We start from the raw sequence: 19,644 nt of genomic DNA, 5'->3' as shown, positions 1-19,644 counted from the left end.
GGGGAACGTCGTCCCCAACCCGTTCGGATAGGGGCACATCTGATGCTTGAGATGCCAACGATCGAAGACCGGGCGTTGCCAGCTGTTTTCGACCGCCCGTTCTTCCTGAATCAATTCGTGTCGACCCACCAGTCCCTGCTTCTCCGGAGTCCGAAGGGCGACCTATTCGCGGACCGCGTTGACGTCCTCTTCAAGGGAGTGGTGGCGGTGAAGCTTGTTTCGAAGTTGCAGAACCTCACCGTCCGCGAGGCGAGTTCCGAGGAGGCGGCTAGCGTCGCTGCTGACTGCGGTGCCGAAGTCCTTGGCGGGAACGGCCTTCGAATCTTCATGCTCGATGGGGGGCCTTCTTCGGCTTATGTCGTGGCGTTGAGCATGTTCGCTTCCCGCGATCAGCGCCACGGCAGCAACCCCAGCCCGTTGCTATTCGATGTCGACGGAGAGCCGGTCCCAGACGAGGTGTTTCTTCGGTACGGGTAGTTCCCGCTCAGCTGAAGGAACGAGCCTCGACCAGCGATCAAATCGGGCGGCTGACTCTTCTGGCACTTGAGACCGACAACCGGATCGCGAAGGTGGAGAAGAAGGACGCGGCCGGCACGGCCGTGCTGTCGACGGAGTCCTACACCCACGACCCGGCGGGCAACGTGGTCGCCCAGACGGTGGCCGGTCAGTCCACGAGCTACTCCTACGACCGCAACCGGCTGCTGACCGCGACGACGGATGGTGCGACGGCGTCGTACACGTATGACCCGTTCGGTCGCCTGTCGCAGGTGTCGGCTGGCGGCAAGGTGATCGAGCGCAACACCTACGACGGCTACGACCGGATCATCAAGCACCGCCAGTTGCAGGATGACGGCACCACCAAGACGACCGACACCAGCTTCGACGCACTCGACCGCGCCAGTTCGAAGGTCGAGGGCACGAAGACCACGGACTACTCCTATCTCGGTCTGTCGGGGCGAGGTCCTGTCCGAGGAGGTGGCCGGCGAGATCACCGCGTCGTACCAGTACTCCCCGTGGGGCTCGCGCCTGTCGCAGGTCAAGTTCAAGGCAGACGGCACCTCCGAGGACTCGTTCTACGGCTACAACCCGCACAGCGACGTAGAAACCCTGACTTCGGACGCCGGGGACACCCGCTCGACGTACGGCTACACGGCATACGGCAAGAACGACGACGACCGCTTCACCGGCGTCGACAAGCCCGAAGCCCAAAATCCGGGCAAAGACCCGTACAACGTCTACCGCTTCAACGCGAAACGCTGGGACCAGTCATCGGAGTCCTACGACATGGGCTTCCGCGACTACTCCCCAGGCCTCAACCGCTTCCTCACCCGCGACACCTACAACGGCGCCCTCGCGGACCCCAACCTCGGCACCGACCCCTGGACCAGCAACCGCTACGCCTTCGCCGGCGGCAACCCCATCACCGGCGTAGAGATCGACGGCCACTACGCCATCGACGACGACGGCAATCCTCTGAAGCCCTTGTCACCACATAACGCCGCTCTGGTCGCGAGCGCTGTCGCGGTCAAGAAATGGCAAGCTGAGAATGACTTTCAAGGTGATGTAACAATGGACCTCGGTAAAGGCGACCGCAAGGCGAACAACGTGATCGGCGGGAAGAAGGATAACAGTGGCAAGGATGGAACCGCAGATCTGATCCTGACAGGCACGGGCAAGGACGCAGGAACAATCTATGTCTGGGAGGTCAAGCCCGCAGACGAGAAGGGCAGGACGAGGGGCCACCACAACTGAAGCGCTACATTGAGCAACTTCGAAAGATGCACCCAGATGCTCAAGTTCTGTACGGCGAGTACCTCGATGCGAAGGATTTCGTGTCCGCAGGGGGGTGGCCCGGCCGGGTGTGGTCCGAGGGCAAGGACCAGGAACCCAACGGGATGCGCTATTACGGCATGGGGTCACGGCCGAAAGAGCCGGCTGGGCCGACGATCGAGCCGAACGCCGAGTCTAGTGAGAAAGAGGAGGACCAGAGCGGGAGGAACTTGATCATCCCTACCCCACCGGACCTGACTAGGGAGATCGACACGTTCGTAGGAACTCTCCTACTCACTGGGGCCTGTGTTCTACCTACTCCGGTTTGTGCTGTTAACTGATTCCTCGAACCGATTGCGAGCTTCGTCAGGCAGTGCATCACCCTGGAGGCGCGGATGAGCAGGCTGAGTGATCCTTGTGGAGAGTCGGCGACGTGCCGTGGTGTCTGCCGAGTCACTGACAGCCGGCGATGCTGACAGGGCGGTGAGTTTGATGCTGGTGCTTATGAAAGGAACATACTGTGCAGCGCGGACATGATTGGCCGCAGATTCCTCCGGATCGTGAACACTGGCAGATGCGGAAGATCAAGGCCCATGTCGATGTGAACGTCGGCGACGACGCCAAGTTTGAGGAATTGGCCCGCTGGTGGCTGGATGAGCCGCGTTCACGGCTATTCAGCGATCTCCTCCGCCGGGTGGAGGAGGGTAAGGAGTGGATGCTAGCCACGGTTGGTCGCGTTCCGCCACTTGCGCGAGCTGCTTCGACGATCGACCTGTCTGGGTCGAATTTCGAAAAACTGCTGGCGTCGCTGCGATCGCGTGGAGAGCGGGCGACATGGCTCGTGGACGATCTATCGCTTGAGATCGCGTGCGGGGATTGCACGTCTGCTCGGGTGGAAATTGAAGTGTTTGACGAGGCGCCGGAGTGGGTGGAGTTCGAGATTACAGCGTCGTATCGGGTTGCCGACGACGCAGCGATACCCATTGAAGGGCAGCAGGGGTTGGTGGAACTGGTTGCAGAGTTTTGCCATAACGCCGCACCATCGTTCGGAAACATCGCGTCCGACAACTCAGGGAGTCTGACCGCGTTGGAGGCTTTGCTTCGCAGGCAGCGTCGCGACGCACTGGCACAGAGCGAGGCGGTGTTGCGTGGTTACTCATGGGTGACCGTGTGTCCGTCTGCGCTTGTCAAGCGGCTCGGTGGATCGAGCGCACTGGAGGCTTCGGGCGCTTTTGTCGAGGTGCGCTCGCTACGGAGCGGCGCATTGTTGAAAGCGACCGAGACATTCGAAGAGTACGACGATGAGGCGGTGATGCGAGTCTTCAAGTCGTTGGCGCCAGTCCTACCTGTTGGTGTGCCGCATAAGCCCCCTGCGCCATCCACGCGTAGAAGGATACGGCTGGTATACGAAGACGCGTCTATCTACCGATAGGTGAGCGCCTGAGGGAGGACTCTCGAACAGCTACGACCGGAACCGGTTGCTGACGGCATCCAGTAGCGGTTCGACGGCGTCGTACACCTATGACCCGTTCGGTCGCCTGTCGCAGGTGTCGTCGGCGGGCAAGGTGATCGAGCGGAACACCTACGACGGCTACGACCGGATCGTCAAGCACCGCCAGCTGCAGGACAGCGGCACCACGATGACGACGGAGACCAGCTTCGACGCCCTCGACCGGACCAGCTCGAAGGTCGAAGGCTCCAAGACCACGGAGTACAACTACCTGGGCCTGTCGGGTGAGGTGCTGTCCGAGGAGGTGGCCGGCCAGGTCACGGCCTCCTACCAGTACTCGCCGTGGGGTTCGCGGCTGTCGCGAGTGAAGTTCAAGCCGGACGGTGGCTCGGAGGACTCGTATTACGGCTACAACCCGCACAGCGATGTCGAGACGCTGACCTCCGAGGCCGGCGACACCCGCTCCACCTACGGCTACACGGCGTACGGCAAGAACGACGACGACCGCTTCACCGGCGTCGACAAACCCGAAGCAATCCCCGACACCAATCCAGGCAGGGTGCTTGTTCCGTTCGGACGGGAGGCCTACGCGGTCTATCAGATCAAGGGCAATGGCAACGCAGTTCTGAAGACGGTACTTGAGGCGAGATGAACTATCGAAAACCTTTCTGGATACTTGAGTCCGCCGATGAGATTCACTTCGCGCGGCAGATACTAAAGCGTCGATTTCCAGAGATGTATTCACTGTTGACCGATTCTCTCGAGCAAGCGGATCCCTTGGAGGTGGTTTACCCGGGGAACCCAGATGAGTACGGGGATGTGGTTAGGGAGATCATCGTGATGGCTGACCACGCGAACGGTGATCTTGGCCTACTCTCGCGAGAAGAAATAGATGCTTTGGTGAAGGAGGGCCTGAGTAGGTGTTTCGGTGAGGAGCCAGACGCCGGACGAGTCGAAATCGCGGTGGATCTGGTTCATCAAAGGACGCTGCGCAGGCAGGATTGATGGCTCTTCGATCTTGACCGGGCACGACACGCGGTCTCTGCCTGCGGGGTGGGGGCTCGTGGCCTCTGAAGACTGGCTGTTGTCGAGACAGTTCAGTAGTAGAGGCCACGAGCTTGAGCGACGAGTTCGCCGATCGGTGGTCGCTGACCTTTGCGCCCGGCGAACGCGGCGTCGACTTGAGCAAGCTCTTTGCCGTGGTCCTGGCAGACGCCGCAGCGGTTCTTTGTGATGGCTTCCTTCGAGACGAAATCGGCCTGGTAGGCGGTGGCCAACGAGCCGCAAGTGACCTGATGAGGGTGTTACTGAGGCGTCCGCCGAGTAGCGAAGCGGCCGCATTGTCGGTTCTCAGAGATACGCCTGGTGTGGCCGAGGCTGATACCGGGAGTGGATGAACACGCAGGCGCCGTCGTTCGAGTGAGGTGGGAAGCAACTTGCTGGTCGAGTACGGAGGGGCTTCTGGCTTGGCTCGGGTGGCGCGCGTGGATGGTCCGAGCAGGTGAAGATTGGAAGAGATCGGCAGTCTGAGAGGCTGACCTCCATGACCGACCCATCGGATCCGTCGGCTTTGGACGAGGCGCTGGACCGCCTGACCAGCACCTTCCGTGGGATGACCGCTGATGCCGACGAGGTCCAGTGCGAATGCCACTGGGGCAGCGAGGGGGAGCTAGCCAGCCTCAAGGTTCCCGACGTCGAGCTGGACCCTGACCTGCTAAGCCGTACCATGTGGGCCCCGGACTGGGACGACCAAGCATCCGTACTGCGCCGTGTGCTGCCCCAGCTCGCCGCCGCGATGGCCGACGGTTGCGTCGACGATTACGACCTGCCGCAACTGGGCGACTCGATCGCCAGGGGCAACTGGCAGCTATGGCCTGCCGACCAAGCAGCAGCCGTTCGCACCTTTCTGGAGGCGTGGTGGGCGCACTGTCTCACCTCAGCGGTCGCTCCGCCGGCCCACGAAGCGTTTGCCCTCTGCACTGAGGCGGCGGGCAGAGTCAACCCTTGGCTCGCGATCTGGGAGACGCTCGACCACCCCTTGGCCACCCAGCGTCTCGCCGAGTTGGTCGATGAGTGGGGCCTCACCCTGCTGTCAGACGACCTGCCCTGGCCAACCATTGACCGCAAGGAAGAAAAGCTCCGCGACCTGACCACCTGGCTGCTCGCCCATGGGCCGAGGCGCTTGGCCGGTCACGATCGCCTGCTCAACATCGTCAGCCGGCTCGCAATCGCAGGCCCTGCTCGGTGGGCCGACCCCGATTGGCCATTCCCCGCTTCCGGCTGGAAGACCTGACCAGCGCGCTCGCGCCAGCGCAGTACGCCGTCATCCGATAGTTTCGCGTGGCTTCGCTGTCGACTTCGACTTCCTCGACGGCCTGGTCGCCGCACAGATCGGGAAGAAGTCCAACGGCACTCTGGTCTCCAAACCTGCGATGGAGTACTTCGCCAACGGACACCGCTGCGAACCCGAAAGACCGGGCTGTACCCTGCAGGGCTGCTGTGTGACATCGTCGGCTGTCCGACCGTGTCATGAGCTCGAGTCCTGATCACCACGACGGTCAAGGGTGGAACGGGGTGTCCGTACCGAACGAACCGCTGACCTGCGTGGCGTTTCCGGGCTACCTCGAAGAGATCTTCCCTGACTATCTGGCGTGGTGATCAATCCTGACGGATCTCTCCGTACTGCCTATCCAAGGTAATGGCGATGGATGAATTTACGCTGCGCTGGCAGATGGGCCCGCCTGGCTCGGCGACCTTTGCTTGGAGCTTCCCACAAGAAACTGTCGAGATACACACGACCTACATCGGCGATGGTCTCGGTTCCGTATTGCAGGCAGCCATTGACCTGCAGATGGGATCAAGCTCGGCAATTGCTTTCCTGCCCGCCGAACCGGGAGCCACCTGCTTGTTCTTCGCAGGTGCGGAAACGAAAGTGTATCTGCAGATCGTTCATTTTGGCGATATGGAATCCGAGCGCCATCGCTGGAGCGGCGCAGCCTGCGGTGGCACGGTCGGATCAATGTCGGCCACTTTGTTCGCCAATCATTGCTCATGGCTGAGGATGTATTGGTAGAATGCGGGAGCGGTGACGCTTATTCTAAAGCGTGGCGTGGCGTCTCCTTTCCCATGGATAAACTGGAAATCCTCCGCGGATCGCCATGACAGGTACCAGGCACGGAAGATCCATCCTTGGGTGCTGGACCTTCGGCAACATCCGCTCCGCTACGGCTACTCGAGGCGAGATGGTGAACTATCGACAACCTTTCTGGACACTTGAATCCGCCGATGAGATCCATTTCGTGCGACAGATCCTGAAGCATCGATTTCCAGAGACGTACTCGCTGTTGACGGATGCTCTCGAGCATGCCGATCCTTTGGAGGTGGTTTACCCGGGGAACTCCGATGAATACGGGGATGTCGTAAGGGAGATCATCGTAATCGCCGATCGCGTGAACGGTGATCTTGGCGTTCTCTCGCGAAAGGAAATAGAGGCGCTGGTGAAAGTGGGGCTGAGTAGGTGCTTCGGTGAGGAGCCGGACGCCGGAAGAGTCGACAAGGCGGTGGATCTGGTTCATCGAGGGATGCCGCGCAGGTAGGAGTCGATCTGAGGCGGAATCCGTCAGGATGGGTCGGTCAGTGCTACGCGGCTACTCATGGATAACAGTTTGTGGGGGGAAGTTGGTCGCCAGAAGATCCATCCCTGGGGGCTGGATCTTCGGCAACATCCGCTCCACTACGGCTACTCGCCCTCGGACGGATGGATAGGATATGTCGTTCCAGTTTCACCTTTCTTGCCCCTTCGGGTTCGATCGCTCCGCCGCTGGCATCCGAGCCACTGGAGGATGACCACGATTACGACTACCTGGTGATGCAAGCCTGTCGCATCCTGTCTGATGCAGGTTGCAGGTTTCACATCGCAGGATTTGGTAGTGCGGATTGGGGTTTCGACGTGTCCTACGACATGGCGACATTTATTGAGCAGGTGCCGGATCTCATAGCTGGTTTGGAATCGAATGGCGTGGGTGAGGTTGATTCTATTCGCAAGGGATCGAGCGGACTGTCATTTTCAGGCGAATGGGGGAGTCGTATGAATTGCGCTGTCAATCCAGGACCTCGTGGCGTCCGTCACCGGATACTGAATATGAAGATCACGCCACTATTGAATCTATGCTGAATCGATTGGCCTTCGATTTCTCGACGAACCTGCAACGTGTGTATCATCAGCTATTGGTGACTTGGAGCCGTTTTCATTCTTGGCGGACTGCGCGCGAGGGAATGTGACCAAATCTGATTCGCCGGCCATGGGGCGAGCGTGTCCAGCGACCGCGCTACAACTAAAAGACGATTTCGCGAGAATGCTAGGCGGTAATTCGTGACACTCGTCGGTGTGTACGGAACCAGGCCGGACCTTCTGCCTCGGTCTATGGTTCGAGTGGTTCGTGCGGATCAGCAGAGTGATCGACGGCTGACTTGGGTTGGGCGGCCAGGCGTAGCGTTGCTGAACCTGGATCAGCACCTCCGGTACGAGCGTGAAAGCCTCAGCCGTTACCCGCGCAACCCCGACGGCACGATCGAGTGGGGCCCGGTGCCTGATGGGTTGGTGCTCAGCTCGATGGACTCGGATTCGGTCGAGCTGAGCACCGCAATCCAGCACGCTACCCCGAATGCTGGCAGCCTGATCTTCTTCTGGGGGAGCTTGGCGGTTCCGACTGTGGAGATGGGACTCGAATTCACCGTCACTCACCTGTCGGACATCACGGAATCCGTTCCAGAATTCTGGATCTATTCTCCCAGTGACCGAGTTGTGGTGGAGCTTTCGTTCTCTGGCGTAGTGACTGCGGCCAACATGCCCGTGGACATGGATGACCGGGGTACTGCGTAACGCCGTCTGACGGCAGCGCTCGCGGGAACGTCAGCGGAGGGCGGCGGCTCCTCGGAGTCGTCGCCCTCTTCCGGTGCGTCCGCCAGAGTGCCGAGTTGCTTCAAGCCGCTGGGTGCAAGTCACGGTAGTGATGCGTCGAGTCTGCCAAGACATACACGTTGCGGCGGGACGCCGACGAGTCGATCATCAAGGTCAGGGGAGCTCAAAGCCCCTGAAACGGCCTTTCGATTCGTCGAAGGGGCCGGTTCAGGTTCTGGCAAACGTTGGGGTCAATGGAGCCGAGGTAACGTTTAGTGATATTGCAGTTTATGTGTACTCGGCGGCCGGGTGGTTGCCGATTTTGAAGGAGAGCATGGGGCGAACTACCTGGGTCCGGATCTCGCTCCATGACCGGGTGGTGTTCCTGGTCAGGTCATCAACTTCGGTCGTGACGAGGATCGGAAGGTGGTGATCTCGAGGTCGATGTCCAACCTGCTGGGCTTCATCGCGTCGGAAGCCGAGGGGGCGAGTTCGTCGTCTCCTCGGTCCAGCCCGGCGGTCAGCCGGTACTGGCCCACCGGCGCGGCCGGCTCATCTCCGTCCTGTGCGACCTCGCGGAGTCTCGCGGGCCACTGCCATAGCCGATGACGCCGACCAGCGAGTCGATCGCATTGTCGGTTCTCAAGGACATGACTGAGAGGAGTAGTGCTGACTGATGGAGTTGTCCGGGCCTGATGTTGGGGCGTTGTTCGCGGAAGGGGCTCGGCATCGGTGGGTGGGTGGTCGGATCTCGCGGCTGGATGTGGTCCGAGTTCGGGATCTGGTAGTTCCCAGCGGGAGGCTTGTTGTTCGGGACCCGGCTGACTGGGTTCAGGATGATGCGGAGGAGATATAGCCGTTCACGGTGGTCGCGCGGCCCGGGGTTTGGCGGATCTCTTTCCGTCGTGCACTGGGACGAGTCGTCGAATCAGCGGGTGCCGCCGCCGATAGGCCGGCCGACGGCGGTGAAGGCCGAGTTGGGCGATGCCGACGTCCGGAGTTGGGAGCTCGGGTTGAGAGCCGGGGAACAGGCACCGGAGGACGACGCCGACGGCTTGCCCGGGTTCGGCCTCGATAGAGGACTGGGATGTCTGCTCGACGCGTCCGACCTCGGGTTTCTTCGTCGCTTGCAGCGGGATGACCTGGAGAGGCTGGATTCGATCCTGGATGCGGTCGGTCCTGACGGAGCCGAGATCATCACCGATCCGGAGATGGTCGGTGGACTTCTGATCGATCTGGAACTGCTGTCACACGGCCTTGGTACGGCCGTTTGAGACCAGAAGCGGTGGCTGGGGTTAGCGGTTGGTGATGGATGTTGCTTGGAGTAGGAGGGTGAACAGGCGTTCGGGGGCTTTGGCGTCGGGATCGAGGGCTTGGGTGCTCAGGGGTTGGTCAGCGGGGAGGCCGGCTGCTTGGGTCCAGAGGGCGAAGGAGGCTGCGGCCGCCGATGGGGTGATGCCGTCGTCGGGCATTTCGTAGCTGTTGACGGCCATGGACTTGGCGAGGGTGGCTTGCCAGGTCGCGCCCGCGGGCGTGGCGGCGGCGACGGGGCCGCAATCGCTGTCGAGGATGAGGGCAGCGAGCACCGGGCTGCCGGTCGCCTTGGCGAGGTGGACGGCGCCAGTCAGCGGGTCGTCCTCGGCGCCGGCGATCCAAGCTACTTGCCAGCCGTCCTGCAGCGGTTCGACCCGGGCGTAGTCGTCGCCGAAGATGGACAGTTCTGGCAGCGAGTCCAGCGGTACGTCGCTCTTGGCTGCTACGAGATAACCCCAGTAACCCATCGGGGGAGGCTAGCAGCTTCGGGTTCGGGGTGACGCGGCGTTCGGGAGGCGGGAGTTGGTCTCGGCTGGGTTAACTTGCGGGGGCAGATCACCCCACCGTTCTTCGGGTGGGGGTAGGGGTGGGTACCGTCGTCGAGTGCAGAAATGGCCTGGTCGTCCCTATCCACTCGGAGCCACGTATGACGGCTCCGGTACGAACTTCGCGGTGTTCTCGGAGGTTGCTGAGCGTGTCGACCTTGCGCTGATCGGTGACGACGGTTCCGAGCAGCTCGTCCAGCTTACCGAGGTTGACGGGTTCGTGTGGCACGCGTACCTGCCGGCGGTGCAGCCCGGGCAGCGGTACGGGTATCGCGTGCACGGGCCTTACAACCCCGCCGAGGGGTACCGGTGCAACCCGTCCAAGCTGCTGCTGGACCCGTACGCGAAGGCCATCGACGGGCAGGTGGACGGCGACGAGTCGCTGTTCAGCTACCGGTTCGCCAAGCCCACTGAGCTGAACACGATGGACAACCGCGAGCACACCATGCTCTCGGTCGTCACCAACCCGTTCTTCGACTGGGGCAACGACCGCCCGCCGGGTCACGCGTACCACGAGACGGTGATCTACGAGGCGCACGTCAAGGGCCTGACCAAGACCCACCCGGCGCTGCCGGAGGAGATCCGCGGCACGTACGCCGGGATCGGGCACCCGGCGATCATCGAGCACCTCAAGGAGCTCGGGGTGACCGCGATCGAGCTGATGCCGGTGCACCAGTTCGCCCAGGACGGGCACCTGCAGGAGCGGAACCTGTCGAACTACTGGGGCTACAACACGATCGGCTTCTTCTCCCCGCACAACGCCTACTCGTCGCTGGGTGGCCGGGGCCAGCAGGTGACCGAGTTCAAGACGATGGTCCAGGCGCTGCACGAGGCCGACATCGAGGTGATCCTCGACGTCGTCTACAACCACACTGCCGAGGGCAACGAGTTCGGCCCGACGCTGTCGTTCAAGGGCATCGACAACGCGGCGTACTACCGGCTGGTGGACTCGGACAAGACGCACTACTACGACACCACCGGCACGGGGAACAGCCTGCTGATGCGGCACCCGCACGTGCTGCAGCTGATCATGGACTCGCTGCGCTACTGGGTCACCGAGATGCACGTGGACGGATTCCGGTTCGATCTGGCGTCCACACTGGCCCGCCAGTTCCATGAGGTGGACCGGCTGTCGGCGTTCTTCGACCTGGTCCAGCAGGATCCGGTGGTGAGCCAGGTGAAGCTGATCGCCGAGCCGTGGGACGTCGGCGACGGCGGCTACCAGGTGGGCAACTTCCCGCCGCTGTGGACCGAGTGGAACGGCAAGTACCGCGACACCGTGCGCGACTTCTGGCGTGGCGAGAAGTACACGCTGGCCGAGTTCGGCTCCCGGCTGACCGGCTCGTCGGACCTGTACCGCGACGACAGCCGCCGCCCGCTGGCGAGCATCAACTTCGTCACCGCCCACGACGGCTTCACCCTGCGCGACCTGGTCTCCTACAACGAGAAGCACAACGAGGCCAACGGCGAGGGCGGCAACGACGGCGAGAGCCACAACCGCTCCTGGAACTGCGGTGCCGAGGGTGAGACCGACGATCCCGCCGTGCGTGCGCTGCGGTCCAAGCAGCAGCGCAACTTCCTGGCTACCTTGCTGATCTCGCAGGGTGTCCCGATGCTCGCCCACGGCGACGAGCTCGGCCGCACGCAGAGCGGCAACAACAACGTCTACTGCCAGGACAACGAGCTCGCCTGGGTGAACTGGGACCTTACGGAGGAGCAGCAGGACCTGCTGGAGTTCACCGGCGAACTGGTCCGGTTGCGCAACGAGCACCCGGTACTGCGGCGCCGCCGGTTCTTCCACGGCGACACGGGGGTCGACGGGCTGGGCGATCTGGTCTGGTTCACCCCCGACGGCCAGGAGATGCAGGACGGCGACTGGAGCCGGGACGACGCCCGCGCGGTGGCCGTGTTCCTCAACGGTGACGCCATCTCGGAGCCGGATCCGCGCGGAGAGCCGGTGGTGGACGACTCGTTCCTGATCCTGCTGAACAGCAACTACGAGCCGCAGGACTTCCTGCTGCCCACCAAGGAGTACGGCGACGCCTGGTCCGTGGTGGTGGACACCATCAGGCCGACCGGCCGTGCCAACGAGGAGGACCACCCCGCGGCGAGCACCATCCGGATCGAGGCCCACGGCATGCTGGTCCTCACCCGCCCCCGTCAGGCGACCGGATGACCGCGGTCCCGCAGGCGACGTACCGGCTGCAGTTACATGCCGGGTTCGGGTTCGACGACGCAGCCGAGGCTGTCTCGTACCTGCACAGCCTGGGGGTCTCGCACGCCTACCTGTCCCCGATCCTGCAGGCCGCGCCCGGTTCCACCCACGGGTACGACGTGGTCGACCACAGTAGGTTGTCGCACGCGGCGGGCGGGCGTCCCGCGTTCGAGCGACTCGCCGCCAAGCTCGCGGATCACCGGATGGGCGCGATCGCGGACGTAGTACCGAACCATGTCGCGGTGCCGACGCCCGCGCGGCTCAACAAGGCGCTGTGGTCCGTACTGCGGGACGGGCCGAGCTCGCCTTATGCGGAGTGGTTCGACGTCGACTGGGGCGCGGGGAACCAGCCGCTGCTGATGGCGGTGCTCGGCCACCGCATCGGCAAGGTGCTCGCGGACGGCGAGCTGTCGGTCGACGGCGACGTGCTGCGGTACTACGACCACGAGTTCCCGCTGCGACCGGGCACGGAGAACCTGCCGATCGCGGAACTCGTCACCGAGCAGTGGTACCGCCTGGCGCACTGGCGGGTCGCCGACGAGGAGCTGAACTACCGCCGCTTCTTCGACGTGGACACGCTGGCCGCCGTCCGGGTGGAGAACCAGGAGGTCTTCGAGGCCACCCACGCATTGTTGTTCTCCTTGCTGCACGAAGGAAAGCTCAACGGGTTCCGCATCGACCACCCGGACGGTCTCGCCGATCCGCGCGGCTACCTACGCCGGCTGGCCGAGCGAACGGGTGGTGCCTGGGTCGTGGTGGAGAAGATCCTCGAGGGCGAGGAGGAGCTGCCCGCCGACTGGCCCTGCGCCGGCACCACCGGGTACGACGCCCTCCTGCGTGTCGGCGGCCTGTTCGTCGACCCGTCGGGGGCGGCGCCGCTGTCCGCGTTCCACTCGGAACTCACCGGCGAGCCGGCCGACTTCGCCCCCGCCGTGGAGCAGGCCAAGCGCGAGGTGGTGAAGCACGGCCAGTACGCCGAGGTCCACCGGCTCGTGGAGCTCCTGGCCCGGATCTGCCAGGACGACGTGCGGCTGCGCGACCACACCCGCAGGGCCTTCCACGAGGTGGTTGTCGAGCTGCTGGTGAACTTCGACCGGTACCGCGCGTACGTAGTACCGGGTGAGCAGCCGGACCACACCGCGGTGGTGGCGATGGAGCATGCCACCGAGCTCGCCCGGCGTCACCTGGACGAGGAGCTGCAGGACACGCTCGAGCTGGTCCGGGACCTCCTGCTCGGCCGCGAAGCCGGTACTGCGAGCCGGATCGACGAGGACGCGCGGCACGAGCTGATCGTGCGGTTCCAGCAGACCTGCGGCCCGGTGATGGCGAAGGGGATCGAGGACACCGCCTTCTACCGGTGGTTCCGGCTCACGGCGCTCAACGAGGTCGGCGGCGACCCGGAGCACTTCGGGGTGTCGCCGGAGGAGTTCCACGCCTACGCGGCCCGGCTGAACGATCGCTGGCCGCGCACCATGACCACGCTCTCCACGCACGACACCAAGCGCTCCGAGGACGTCCGCGCCCGGCTGGCTGTCTTGTCGGAACAGCCGGGAGCCTGGACGGAGGCCGTCCGGCACTGGCGCGCGCTGTCCGCGGACTACCGGGACACTGCGCTCGACGGCAGCACGGAGTACCTGCTGTGGCAGACGCTGTTCGGCACCTGGGACCACGGCCCGCTCGCCGAGGACCGGCTGCAGGCCTACCTGCAGAAGGCGATCCGCGAGGCGAAGCGGCACACCAGCTGGACCTCGCCGGACTCGGAGTACGAGGAGTCCGTCGCCGCCTTCGCGACCGCAGTACTGGCCGACAAGAGCCTGCTGGATTCCGTACGCCGATTCGCCGACGCGCAGGCGGAGTTCGTCCGGGCGGCGACGCTCGGGCAGAAGCTCGTCCAGCTGACGATGCCGGGGGTTCCGGACGTCTACCAGGGCAGCGAATTCGTCGACCTGTCCCTGGTGGATCCCGACAACCGGCGGACGGTCGATTACCTGCGGCGGATCGAGCGGCTGACCCGGCTGGACGACGGCGCCAAACCGGACGGACTGTCCGACGAGAAGCTGCTGGTGACCTCGAGGGCTCTGCGGTTGCGTCGGCAGCAACCCGAAGCCTTCGCCGGGAGCTATACGCCGCTGCCGACCTCCAGTGGTCACGCTATCGCCTTCGCCCGGGGAGACTCGGTGGTGACGATCGCAACGCGGCTGCCGGTGGCACTGCATCGCTTGGGCGGTTGGGGTGACAGCACGGTCGTGCTGCCCGAGGGTGATTGGCGGGACGTGTTGACCGGCCGGTCCGTGGGTAGTGGAGCGGCTCGGATCCACGACCTGCTTGCGGATCTCCCAGTCGCGCTGCTGACCAGGAGTTGATGGATGCACACCTTTACCGTCTGGGCCCCAAACGCTTCTGCCGTCTCGCTGGTGTTGCGCAGCGGGGCTCTGAAGATGGCGGAGACCGACGACGGCGGGTGGTGGGAGCTCGAGGTGCCCGAAGCCGGCCACGGGACGGACTACGCGTTCTCTGTTGACGGCAGTGAGCCGATGCCCGATCCGCGGAGCCCCTGGCAGCCGGACGGCGTGCATGGCTCCAGCAGGGTCTTCGATACCGGGCTGCATGACTGGAGTGACGGCGGCTGGGCCGGCCGGGATGCGCGGGGCTCGGTGTTCTATGAGCTGCACATCGGCACGTTCACTCCCGAAGGCACGCTTGAAGCCGCCGCCGGTCACCTGGACTACCTGGTCGCGCTGGGCGTCGAGATGGTGTCGCTGATGCCGGTCGCTGCGTTCCCCGGTCGCCACGGCTGGGGGTACGACGGCGTCGACCTCTACGCGGTGCACGAGCCCTACGGCGGGCCGGAAGCGCTGCAGGGGTTTGTGGATCGTTGCCACTCGGTGGGGCTGGCGGTGTGCCTGGACGTGGTCTACAACCACCTCGGCCCGAGCGGGAACTACCTGGGCTCGTTCGGCCCGTACTTCACCTCCCGGCACACCACGCCTTGGGGCCCGGCGGTGAACCTCGACGACACTGGCAGCTTTGAGGTGCGCCGGTGGATCTGCAACAACGCTCTGCGCTGGTTCCGGGAGTTCCACCTCGACGCGTTGCGCCTGGACGCAGTACACGCGTTGGCTGATGACAGCCCGAAGCACCTGCTGGCTCAGCTGTCCGAGGAGACGGCTGCACTGTCGGCTTCACTCGGGCGCCCGTTGGGGTTGGTGGCCGAGTCGGATCTGAACGACCCGCGCATGGTCGAGCCGGTGGCCGAGGGCGGGCTCGGGATGACCGCGCAGTGGAGCGACGACTTCCACCACGCGCTGCACACCCTGCTGACCGGGGAGCGAGCCGGGTACTACGTGGACTTCGGCGAGCCGGCGGTCTTCGCGAAGACGCTGCGCGAGGTGTTCCTGCACGACGGGTCGTACTCGACCTTCCGCGGCAAGGACTGGGGCCGGCCGGTGGATCCCGGGCGGCATCGCGGCGGGGAATTCCTCGTCTACACCTCGAACCACGACCAGGTCGGCAACCGCGCGCTCGGCGACCGGCCGCACCTCACCCCCGGCCAGTTGGCGATCGGCGCCGCGCTGGTGCTCACCTCGCCGTACACGCCGATGCTGTTCATGGGCGAGGAGTGGGGAGCCTCCACGCCGTGGCGGTACTTCACGGATCACGGCGAGCCCGAACTGGCCGAGGCCGTCCGGACCGGCCGTCGCCGCGAGTTCGCGGCGTACGGATGGGACGCCGAGGACATCCCCGACCCGCAGGACCCGGCGACCTGGCGGAGCTCGGTGCTGGACTGGGCCGAGGTCGACGAGCCGCCGCATCGCGAACTGCTTGCCTGGTACCGCGATCTGCTGGCGCTGCGGGCCCGGAGCGAGGACCTGCGCGAGGATCGTTTGGCGTCGGCGGAGATCTCGTACGACGGGGACGGCTCGTGGTTGGTGGTCCGCCGAGGGGCGCTGCGAGTGGTGGTGAACCTCGATCCGGCCGAGCTGGTGGTGCCGCTGGACGGCGTACCGGCGTACCAGGTGATGGCGTTCGGCGCGGCCGAGATCGTCACCGAGGGTGTCCGGATTGCCGGGCACGGGGTGGGCGTTTTCGCCTCCTGAGTTCTTCCGCGTTGTGAAGAAAGTCCGCCGTAATCTGGCCGGAATGCCTTTGCCATCAAAAAGCCTGGACAAAGCGGACGAATACCGGTCGAAGAGTCCGTTTGTCGGAGGGTAGTTGAAGAATCGCTTGTGCGAGTGGCCCCCAGTGACGGACTGTTGAGAGCCAGCAGGGGTAGTAGCCGGGGGGAAGACCGGGAGGAGATCGATGACAGTCGGAGGCGTCGACACCTACTACGACTACGAAGAGAAGCAGTGGAAGAGCAGGAGGCTGGGTGGCGGCCCGATCCGTCGTGGCCCGGTCTGCCCAGCGCCACGGACCACGGACCACCAGCAGACCGAGCGGCGAGCCGCCGGCCGCGATCACACCACCAGCAAGGACGACAAGGTCCTCAGCTGACCAGCCGCCAAGCCCGCGACCCCCGAGCCGGCCAGTCCCGCCAGACCTGACCGCCGACGGAACTCGCACCCGACGACTCCTATTCGTAGCCAGAGCCGCGCCCGGGTAGCCACCCGCACCCGGGCGCAGCGCTGCGCGCTTCACAAGCCTCAGTCGCCGACGGCGGCCACTATGGTGGCGATCTCCCGCTCCCGCAGTGATCCGTGTCCGCGATGACATTTTGATGACATCAGAGGACCGGGCGTGCGGTTACTCCCTCGCCATGAAGCGGTTGAAGACCTCCCTGGTCATGAAGCCGAGTTGCGCCTGCTTCGTCGATCCGTCGTGCTGGGCGATGGCGACCTGCGCGCCGAGGGTGAAGCCGGTTCGCTTCAGCCGGGCAACGGCCTTGTCGTTGCGCGCATCGGGTTCGGCCACCAGCCGCGGATGTCCGAGGTGGTTCAACAGGAAGGACCCGAGGACTCCCAGCAGATCCTCGGTGAAGCCCCGACGCCAGTCGCCCGGGGCAATGAGCAGGTGCGAGCCGATGTCGCCCACCCGTACGTCGTACACCTCGCCGACAGGATCCGCCTGCGGGTCATAGGTCTGGAACAACGCGACCGGCTGATCATCCAGGTGGACCAGGTAGACGTGGTGGGTGGGTAACGAGTCGAGGAACTCGTAGATGCCGAGCACCTCGTCGCGCGACTTGCCGGTCATTCCCCAGAAACGGGCGCGTTCGGCGGAGACCCAGCTGTGAATCAGGTCGAGGTCCCGCTGCGGTTCAACCGGTACGACGCGGACCGTGCCGAAGCCGTCCACCACCTGCTCGAACGTATCGTCCTCGGCGGTGAGCTTGTCCCAGTCGGTCTCGATCGCTGCGAGTTCGCCGCGCAACCAGAGCGGCAACTGGTCGTGATGGTGCGGATCCCCCAGTACTCCGGACGCGCCGAGCGGCACGATCCACTGACTGGCGGAGCGGTCGCCGAGGTCCCACGCATAACGGGCGGCAGCCGCTCTGATGCAGACGTCGGTGAACCCCGGCATGCTCGAGGTGGACATCACGCAGTGGTGGTCGCCGGACAACGCCAGCTCGAAGCTCTCCTCGTCCGCGGCGAACACCGGCCCTCTCAGCGCATGCAGCGGAGCGAGGTGGTGAGTGTCTCCCCAAGGTCCTCGGAGTTTGCGGGATGCCACCTCCTCGAGCGCCTCCTTGATCAGCCAGATGACGTTGACGTCCGGCAGCAGGTCGGTGGTGAGCAGATTCTCCAGCGCGAACGACGTGTGGGTCAGCGTGTCGAGCCACGGCAGGAAGAGCTCGGAGCAGTCGACATCCTCGTCGAGGACGGCAAGTCTGGGGTGCTCGGCCAGCCGGCGGATGAGCGCCTTCCGGACTGCCGCGTAGCTGGAGGCAACGTTGCTGGAGGCATCCATCCGGCGATCCCAGGCGAGCAACTGCTCGCGCAAGGCGGTTGCCTCCGGCGACAGTTCTTCCAACGCTGCCAGGAGATCCAGGATCAGTCCCGCCGATCCGAGCCAGGTGTCGCTGTGGATCGAAGGCATCTCGGCAACGGTCCAGTCGGACCTTTCGTCGAGTAGTTGCCTGATCCGCCGAGATCGGAACGGTGCGGCGAAGTCCACGCCCAGCGGCTCGGCCAACTCGCGCGCGTTCGCCATCACCGCGACACCGTCGACCTCGGCGCGCGGCATGGGCTCGTGCCAGCCCTGCCACTGGTGATCCGCTTCCCAGGCCGGTACGACGCGTTGCCAGTTGTCCGGGTGGCGTCGTGGCACCACCCCGGCGGTCCGGTGCAGGAGTCCGCCGGAGGTGTCGGCCGCCATCACGACGTTGACGGGCTCCATCCAGGGATCGAAGGCCGCGTCCACGTCGGCGACAGTGGTTGCCTTGAGCAACGCGGGGAGCGTCTCGAAACCGATGCGTCCGGTCACCCGCGGCGGATACCGCAGACTGATCGCCTGGCTCTGGCCGGGTCCGCCGATGATCACCGGGCCGCGGTCGGTCTCGATCACCTCGATCTCCACGGACTCGGCCCCCGAGACCTCGACCACCTCGGTGTGCCGCGTCGCCCGCTGCCAGCCATCCGGCCCGAGCGCCTCGACCCCGGACTCGCTGCCCGATCCGGTCCGCCGGAGTTGCTCGTTGAACAGGTCCTGGTAGTCCGCCATCGCGTTGGTGATCGCCCAGGCCACGCCGCCGGTGTGCCCGAAGTGCGCCATCCCGGGGATGCCCGGAACCGCCAGACCGACGACGTCGTACTCCGGGCAGGCCAGCCGGAGTTGCTGGTAGACGCCCGGGCTCTCGATGTAGCGATGCGGGTCGCCCGCGACGATCGGAGTACCGGTCGCGGTGCGGTCGCCGGAGATGAGCCAGCCGTTGCTGCCCGCAGTACGCGGGCCTTCGGAGTTGAAGAGGTCGATCGCCGCATCGCCGAGGTGGCGGACGACGTGCTCGCGCCAGAGCTTGGTCGGGAACCCGGCGAACAGCACGTGCACGGCCAGCCAGATCCCGACCGGCGCCCACGGCTCCCACTCCTGCAGGGTGAGCCCCGTGGCGGCGAACTCGGGCGCCCGCCGAGCGCCGCCTGGCAGACCGTGGTTCACGCCTGCCACGTACGCCGAGATCCACTCGCGGGTGTCGTCGTCGAGGTTCTGGTAGCAGCGTTGCGCCGTGTCGTCGAGGCGGGCCTGACGCGCGAACACGTCCCAGCCGAGCGCTTCGGGTCCGAGGAAGGTGGCACTGGTGCCGAGGAAGCGGCGTCGCTCCAGCTCGATCTGCCAGGCACGGTCGGCCGCCGCGTTGCGGCCCTGGAGATAGGCGAGTGCGAGCGGGTCGCCGGCCCTCAAGTGCGGTACACCCCAGGCGTCCCTGAAGACCTTGGCGTTCACTCTCGTCATCCTGCTTTCAGTTAGGTTAGGCTGCGCTAACTTCTAGGTCGGATACTTCCGCCGCAACGAG

General features: G+C 64.7%; 17 protein-coding genes and 1 pseudogene. 15 read left to right on the top strand and 3 right to left on the bottom strand.

What is annotated here, in order from left to right:
* The first annotated feature begins 42 nt into the window (after positions 1-42).
* The 6 genes and pseudogenes from EV648_RS07975 (at position 43) to EV648_RS07955 (ending at position 4,225) form a co-directional block, all read left to right on the top strand.
* Positions 43-477, top strand: coding sequence for a hypothetical protein (locus EV648_RS07975; RefSeq protein WP_132287058.1), 435 nt, complete (start codon positions 43-45; stop codon positions 475-477).
* A 92-nt stretch (positions 478-569) separates the two neighbouring features.
* A pseudogene (locus EV648_RS45110) lies at positions 570-677 on the top strand (hypothetical protein); the annotation flags it as partial.
* Positions 678-975: 298 nt separating this feature from the next.
* The gene (locus EV648_RS43880) at positions 976-1,752 is read left to right on the top strand and encodes an RHS repeat-associated core domain-containing protein (RefSeq protein ID WP_241994960.1); all 777 of its coding nucleotides are present in this window, start codon (positions 976-978) and stop codon (positions 1,750-1,752) included.
* Positions 1,753-2,344: 592 nt separating this feature from the next.
* Entirely contained in the window at positions 2,345-3,202 is an 858-nt protein-coding gene (locus tag EV648_RS07965; RefSeq protein WP_132287055.1) for a hypothetical protein, read from the top strand.
* A 46-nt stretch (positions 3,203-3,248) separates the two neighbouring features.
* Positions 3,249-3,872 carry a hypothetical protein gene (locus EV648_RS07960; protein ID WP_132287052.1) on the top strand — a complete coding sequence of 208 codons (624 nt, stop codon included), beginning with the start codon at positions 3,249-3,251 and terminating at the stop codon, positions 3,870-3,872.
* The gene (locus tag EV648_RS07955) at positions 3,869-4,225 is read left to right on the top strand and encodes a hypothetical protein (protein WP_132287049.1); all 357 of its coding nucleotides are present in this window, start codon (positions 3,869-3,871) and stop codon (positions 4,223-4,225) included. The genes EV648_RS07960 and EV648_RS07955 overlap by 4 nt, the downstream gene beginning before the upstream one ends.
* Before the next feature lie 92 nt (positions 4,226-4,317).
* Here EV648_RS07955 and EV648_RS07950 read toward each other — a convergent pair whose 3' ends face one another.
* On the bottom strand, positions 4,318-4,497 hold the full coding sequence (locus EV648_RS07950) for a hypothetical protein (RefSeq protein WP_132287046.1): 180 nt from the start codon (positions 4,495-4,497) through the stop codon (positions 4,318-4,320).
* Between the two features lie 293 nt (positions 4,498-4,790).
* On the opposite strand from EV648_RS07950, the gene EV648_RS07945 reads away from it, so the two are divergent.
* The 5 genes from EV648_RS07945 to EV648_RS07925 all read left to right on the top strand — a co-directional run bounded on the left by EV648_RS07945 (position 4,791) and on the right by EV648_RS07925 (position 9,394).
* Positions 4,791-5,513 (top strand): hypothetical protein, encoded by a 723-nt coding sequence (locus tag EV648_RS07945; protein WP_199234489.1) that lies wholly within the window; start codon positions 4,791-4,793, stop codon positions 5,511-5,513.
* Positions 5,514-5,924: 411 nt separating this feature from the next.
* Complete coding sequence (locus EV648_RS07940; protein WP_132287040.1) at positions 5,925-6,293, top strand: hypothetical protein; 369 nt, start codon at positions 5,925-5,927, stop codon at positions 6,291-6,293.
* A gap of 169 nt (positions 6,294-6,462) precedes the next feature.
* Complete coding sequence (locus EV648_RS07935) at positions 6,463-6,816, top strand: hypothetical protein (protein ID WP_132287037.1); 354 nt, start codon at positions 6,463-6,465, stop codon at positions 6,814-6,816.
* An 899-nt stretch (positions 6,817-7,715) separates the two neighbouring features.
* The gene (locus EV648_RS07930) at positions 7,716-8,102 is read left to right on the top strand and encodes a hypothetical protein (protein WP_132287034.1); all 387 of its coding nucleotides are present in this window, start codon (positions 7,716-7,718) and stop codon (positions 8,100-8,102) included.
* Positions 8,103-9,055: 953 nt separating this feature from the next.
* Positions 9,056-9,394 carry a hypothetical protein gene (locus tag EV648_RS07925; protein ID WP_132287031.1) on the top strand — a complete coding sequence of 113 codons (339 nt, stop codon included), beginning with the start codon at positions 9,056-9,058 and terminating at the stop codon, positions 9,392-9,394.
* Positions 9,395-9,415: 21 nt separating this feature from the next.
* On the opposite strand, the gene EV648_RS07920 is transcribed toward EV648_RS07925, so the two are convergent.
* Positions 9,416-9,901 (bottom strand): hypothetical protein, encoded by a 486-nt coding sequence (locus tag EV648_RS07920; RefSeq protein ID WP_132287028.1) that lies wholly within the window; start codon positions 9,899-9,901, stop codon positions 9,416-9,418.
* A 136-nt stretch (positions 9,902-10,037) separates the two neighbouring features.
* Between EV648_RS07920 and glgX the strand changes: the two genes are divergently transcribed.
* The 4 genes from glgX (at position 10,038) to EV648_RS07900 (ending at position 16,688) form a co-directional block, all read left to right on the top strand.
* Positions 10,038-12,155, top strand: a complete 2,118-nt coding sequence (gene glgX, locus EV648_RS07915) for a glycogen debranching protein GlgX (RefSeq protein ID WP_132287025.1) — start codon at positions 10,038-10,040, stop codon at positions 12,153-12,155.
* Positions 12,152-14,557, top strand: coding sequence for a malto-oligosyltrehalose synthase (treY, locus tag EV648_RS07910; RefSeq protein WP_132287022.1), 2,406 nt, complete (start codon positions 12,152-12,154; stop codon positions 14,555-14,557). Before glgX ends, treY begins: the two co-directional genes overlap by 4 nt.
* A gap of 3 nt (positions 14,558-14,560) precedes the next feature.
* Complete coding sequence (gene treZ / locus EV648_RS07905; protein ID WP_132287019.1) at positions 14,561-16,291, top strand: malto-oligosyltrehalose trehalohydrolase; 1,731 nt, start codon at positions 14,561-14,563, stop codon at positions 16,289-16,291.
* Between the two features lie 205 nt (positions 16,292-16,496).
* Positions 16,497-16,688 (top strand): hypothetical protein, encoded by a 192-nt coding sequence (locus tag EV648_RS07900; RefSeq protein ID WP_132189278.1) that lies wholly within the window; start codon positions 16,497-16,499, stop codon positions 16,686-16,688.
* Between the two features lie 249 nt (positions 16,689-16,937).
* Here EV648_RS07900 and EV648_RS07895 read toward each other — a convergent pair whose 3' ends face one another.
* Positions 16,938-19,583, bottom strand: coding sequence for a GNAT family N-acetyltransferase (locus tag EV648_RS07895; RefSeq protein ID WP_241994959.1), 2,646 nt, complete (start codon positions 19,581-19,583; stop codon positions 16,938-16,940).
* Between the last annotated feature and the right edge of the window lie 61 nt (positions 19,584-19,644).

The sequence above is a fragment of the Kribbella sp. VKM Ac-2568 genome, assembly GCF_004345365.1.
GTDB lineage: Bacteria > Actinomycetota > Actinomycetes > Propionibacteriales > Kribbellaceae > Kribbella > Kribbella orskensis.
Note: the sequence above shows the minus strand (reverse complement) of the source record. Positions and strands in the feature narration are given on the sequence as shown.

What these genes read in the sequence shown, in the direction of transcription:
- EV648_RS07975 (WP_132287058.1), top strand. Translation starts at nt 43, where the DNA reads ATGCTTGAGATGCCAACGATCGAAGACCGGGCGTTGCCAGCTGTTTTC.
- EV648_RS07895 (WP_241994959.1), bottom strand. Translation starts at nt 19,583, where the DNA reads ATGACGAGAGTGAACGCCAAGGTCTTCAGGGACGCCTGGGGTGTACCG.
- EV648_RS07940 (WP_132287040.1), top strand. Translation starts at nt 5,925, where the DNA reads ATGGATGAATTTACGCTGCGCTGGCAGATGGGCCCGCCTGGCTCGGCG.
- EV648_RS07935 (WP_132287037.1), top strand. Translation starts at nt 6,463, where the DNA reads ATGGTGAACTATCGACAACCTTTCTGGACACTTGAATCCGCCGATGAG.
- EV648_RS07965 (WP_132287055.1), top strand. Translation starts at nt 2,345, where the DNA reads ATGCGGAAGATCAAGGCCCATGTCGATGTGAACGTCGGCGACGACGCC.
- EV648_RS07955 (WP_132287049.1), top strand. Translation starts at nt 3,869, where the DNA reads ATGAACTATCGAAAACCTTTCTGGATACTTGAGTCCGCCGATGAGATT.
- EV648_RS07920 (WP_132287028.1), bottom strand. Translation starts at nt 9,901, where the DNA reads ATGGGTTACTGGGGTTATCTCGTAGCAGCCAAGAGCGACGTACCGCTG.
- treY (WP_132287022.1), top strand. Translation starts at nt 12,152, where the DNA reads ATGACCGCGGTCCCGCAGGCGACGTACCGGCTGCAGTTACATGCCGGG.
- treZ (WP_132287019.1), top strand. Translation starts at nt 14,561, where the DNA reads ATGCACACCTTTACCGTCTGGGCCCCAAACGCTTCTGCCGTCTCGCTG.
- EV648_RS07900 (WP_132189278.1), top strand. Translation starts at nt 16,497, where the DNA reads ATGACAGTCGGAGGCGTCGACACCTACTACGACTACGAAGAGAAGCAG.